Source organism: Methanospirillum sp. (assembly GCF_028679455.1).
Taxonomy (GTDB): Archaea; Halobacteriota; Methanomicrobia; order Methanomicrobiales; family Methanospirillaceae; genus Methanospirillum.
This window is the reverse complement of the sequence record NZ_JAJRBM010000284.1, coordinates 1-3789: the sequence shown is the minus strand read 5'-3', so window position 1 is coordinate 3789 and position 3789 is coordinate 1. Positions and strand designations below refer to the sequence as shown.

The following is a 3789-nucleotide window of genomic DNA, read 5'->3' as shown; positions in this document are numbered from 1 at the left end:
TGTCAACATGGCCCTTCAACGGTGATCGATATCGGAGGAATGGACAATAAGGCGATATCGGTCAATAACGGGATTCCCGGTACTTTTACCATGGGTGGAATCTGTGCCGGTGCAAGCGGCAGGTTCCTTGAGATGACCGCTAAACGACTTGGCGTTGACATTACTGAACTCGGTCCCCTGGCAATGGCTGGGATGGGTGGAGATGTTCCGATGAACAGTTATTGTATTGTCTTTGGGACGCAGAGTCTGGTCAATGCCCTTGCGCAGGGGCACAGCAAAGAGGATGTTGCTGCTGCTGCATGTCACAGCGTGGCCGAACAGGTCTTTGAACAGCAACTCCAGGAGATAGACATCAAGGAACCGGTGATCATGGTAGGGGGAACTTCGCTGATTCAGGGACTGGTCAGAGCGATGGGAGAACTGCTCCAGACAGAGATCGTGGTTCCCCATCATTCTCAGTATATCGGATCGGTCGGAGCTGCACTCCTCTCATCCGGGTTTGTGGAGAAGAACTGATTGGGATGCCAACACTGGAGTATTTTCAGGTAGAGTCTACGGAGCCTGCAGGTGGAGATTTATACCGCAGGATTGCCTCAACGGTGATCACGGATCATGATATTCTTCGTGTCCTTGATCGTCTCCGGATCTTTATCGATCCTGAAGTGCCCATCTTCATCGCAGTAGGACTGACAAGGACCGTCCCCCGGAATATCATCGTCAGTGATTTTTCAGGAGTAACCTATGATGGGGAGAAGGTAATTCTCTCGATCGCAGATGAGACCTATCTTGCTCCCCTCCTTGAATTATTGTGGAAGCGGTTTGGGAAAGATCGCATCATGCAACCGGATCGGTTTACTATTGAGATGCATCTCAGTGCTGAAGAACAGAAGGGGATTGAGGAACTGATCGTCGCTGATCCCACTGAAGGGCTGTTTAAGGATCTGATCTATACCATGCAGGTGATCTGTCCGGAAGGCTTCAAGGTGAAGAAGCAGAGTTTTCAGAATGGAAGATTCTGGTTCGTAGCCAGTGAGAATACCCTTCAGGAGGATGTGCTCCCCCTTGTTCAGCAACAATTTGCCATCATGGAGGCCTCTTCATGATTCAGGTTCCGATCACCTACAAGGGAGGGGTGTACCGCCATGATGAGATCCTTGATCTGATCGAGGATATGGGGGGGTATATCATCCAGAAGCACATAATTGCCCAGGATGTAGTGCTCCAAGCTCTGGTTCCCCGCGATGATATTGAGACCCTCCGTGCAGTATCGCGACCCCTTGCCGGTGAGGTCATCTTCGCTCCGCTGGTTGGAACGGAGATTGCTATTGTTTCTATGTCACTGGAGATTCATCATCTTCCCCACGCATCATGCGATGTTGCTGAATATCTCCGTACTGCCGGGGCAAAGACCAACATGATCGGACTAGCCCGGGGATTTGGAAAACGGATCGGTCTGTTGTCTGATGAAGAGCGTGATATTATCAATGAGCACGATCTCGTCATCTATCTCTTTGGGAACTTTGAGACCTGCATCAGGCAGAAGATGCCGACCTTCAGACGGGGAATCCACGTCCCAATCGTAGTAACCGGAGGGCCGTCAACCGATGCATTGAAGAAGGCGATCGATCCCCCGGTAGCGGGTTATGTAGGAGAATTTGGCAGGTTTATGCACCGGACCAAAGAAGCTCCCGAGATTGCCAAACTGGATGAGATTGTATCAGAGGTCTCCCGTGTTCTTGATGGCAGGCGTTCGGAGATTGCAAAAGATCCTATGAGTATATCCCCGGCACGGCTGATGGATGTCATTCTTGAACAACTTCCAGACATCCATGATGTCACTTCTCCGGTCCCGGTTGTGGTTCAGATGGACGGGGTCCGGGTGAAGCTCCCTTATGATCCGTTTGCGGCACAGCTAAAAGAGGTTGAAGTCGAGAAAGGAGTGACCGTGGGAATGATCTGTGATATCAGGCCCTCCAGGATGCGGGATTACATCCTCGTCAAGATCAGGCCTTTCTCAGACACCGGACAAATGGTCTGATCCTGATACATATTATTCCGAGGGTTGTTGTTTGTGAATCCAGGTAATCGTTGGTTATGACCTGGCAGGGTATTCGGATGGATGAAGAACCTGAAGATTGGGAGGGAGATGTGTGACAAAACCTATCCGGGTACTGTATGTAGATGATGATCTCTCATTCCTCGAGATTGTAAAAGTTATTCTTGAAAAAGATGGGAATTTTCTGGTATCAATCTCTCCTGCAGGAGATGCAGCTCTGAAGCTCCTCGATCAGGGTGAGTATGATATTGTGCTCTCTGACTGCAGGATGGTGAGGATGGATGGCATCAGGTTTAGGGAGAAGGTACGGGATATGTACCCGGAGATGCCATTTATTTTCTTTACCGGGAGAGAGAAGGGAGAAAGAATCTCCCGGTTGCTTGATCGCTCAACTTTTTATCTTCAGAAAAGTGGTGATCCAGAAGTTCAGTTTGCCAGGCTGACTGACCTGATCATCTCCTGTTTACCTCATGACACCTGCTAGTGTGGTTTTCATTCTTTTAATCAACTGGCCAGATCATCATTCTGCTCTCCTGACCTTTTTGTGATCTGTAATTTTTGTTCATCTGGTACTGATTCGATTTCTCGACATTCTGGATATAGAGTTGCAACCAGTTGCAACAATCTACAAGTGCCTTATTCTCCTCATTACTCTAATAAATCCTTATTTTTGTGATCTATCTATCTTCGTGTCCGAACCGGGCTCAACCATCTCATCATCACTAAAATTGCCATTACTTGAACTAATGTGGTCAGATAAGGAATGCAATAGGGATATCGTTTCAAAATCCATTCCAACCTTTGAAATCCTGTATCCTATCCTTTTATTTTATGGTGTTTCGTCCAACATTCTGATGTCACAGGGATCACCTGTGAGCAGGATATCATTCCTGAATAATCAGTCACCACATGTCCTCCTACATTGATGCTGCATATTCCTGTGATGAGATCCCATAATGCACTGATACTCCAGTGTTGCTCTGTCGAAAATATCCGGTTTGAGTGAGGTTAAAGATATGAGTTGTATTGCGTTTCCCTGTAAGTATGATCGCTCATCATTGACCGGAGAACCACGGCCTGTCAGCGAAGAAATTCTACACCATCAGTCGGGTCTGTCTGATCTGGTAGATTCGAATGAGGTCTTTCTCAGTCACCTCGAAGCGATCCACTATCTTGACTTTCCCGGGTGGTAATACCCCTCTGCTTCTCTCCTGTTTTAAGATATTTTGTTGAGGTTACCTGGTTTTCTACATGAGGCTGAAACTATTCTGCGAATTCTGATGTTCACACAAGGTATAATCCGGAACACACTCACATGATAATACTATATGACCGGCAGGCAGCCAATTGAATGCCTTCTCCGGAATCCTGATTACTGCCTTTATGCAACTAACATATTTTTGCCTCTGTTGATGCAGCTGGAGGCAGAGTTACAGGGGGTGCTGCGAAATGATGATATTGAATACGTTCATCGCAGCCGGGTCGCGACCCGGCGAATACGTGCAGCATTCCCGCTTTTTGCCGAGTGCCTGCCAACTGATCGGCGACGAGCGTGGGAGAAGCAGATCCGGCGTCTTACCCGCTCGCTAGGTGAAGCCCGTGATCTCGATGTACAGATTGGGTTTGTTCGTGAATTTCTTGAGACACAGAATCCTGAAAAGAGATCTGCGGTCCCCCTCTTTTCGTTGGCAGAACCAGTCTGCATCACCCCGGTACCCGATGCTACTGAAATT

6 protein-coding genes are annotated in these 3789 nt (G+C 48.1%); all 6 read left to right on the top strand.

The features are described 5' to 3' along the window. Nucleotides 1-516, top strand: a 516-nt coding sequence (locus LUQ50_RS09645; protein ID WP_300039584.1) for an acyl-CoA dehydratase activase, incomplete at its 5' end; no start/stop codon positions are given. 5 nt (nucleotides 517-521) lie between these two features. Next, nucleotides 522-1103 carry a methanogenesis marker 17 protein gene (locus tag LUQ50_RS09640; RefSeq protein ID WP_300039582.1) on the top strand — a complete coding sequence of 194 codons (582 nt, stop codon included), beginning with the start codon at nucleotides 522-524 and terminating at the stop codon, nucleotides 1101-1103. Next, nucleotides 1100-2038 carry a methanogenesis marker 7 protein gene (locus LUQ50_RS09635; protein WP_300039580.1) on the top strand — a complete coding sequence of 313 codons (939 nt, stop codon included), beginning with the start codon at nucleotides 1100-1102 and terminating at the stop codon, nucleotides 2036-2038. The genes LUQ50_RS09640 and LUQ50_RS09635 overlap by 4 nt, the downstream gene beginning before the upstream one ends. A 112-nt stretch (nucleotides 2039-2150) precedes the next feature. Further along, nucleotides 2151-2540, top strand: a complete 390-nt coding sequence (locus tag LUQ50_RS09630) for a response regulator (protein WP_300039578.1) — start codon at nucleotides 2151-2153, stop codon at nucleotides 2538-2540. Nucleotides 2541-3072: 532 nt separating this feature from the next. Next, complete coding sequence (locus tag LUQ50_RS09625; RefSeq protein ID WP_300039576.1) at nucleotides 3073-3249, top strand: hypothetical protein; 177 nt, start codon at nucleotides 3073-3075, stop codon at nucleotides 3247-3249. A gap of 135 nt (nucleotides 3250-3384) precedes the next feature. Continuing rightward, on the top strand, nucleotides 3385-3789 hold a 405-nt coding region (locus tag LUQ50_RS09620), incomplete at its 3' end, for a CHAD domain-containing protein (protein ID WP_300039574.1).

Bases quoted from the DNA above. Each gene is read 5' to 3' on its own strand.
- LUQ50_RS09640 (WP_300039582.1), top strand. From the start codon at position 522: ATGCCAACACTGGAGTATTTTCAGGTAGAGTCTACGGAGCCTGCAGGT.
- LUQ50_RS09635 (WP_300039580.1), top strand. From the start codon at position 1,100: ATGATTCAGGTTCCGATCACCTACAAGGGAGGGGTGTACCGCCATGAT.
- LUQ50_RS09625 (WP_300039576.1), top strand. From the start codon at position 3,073: ATGAGTTGTATTGCGTTTCCCTGTAAGTATGATCGCTCATCATTGACC.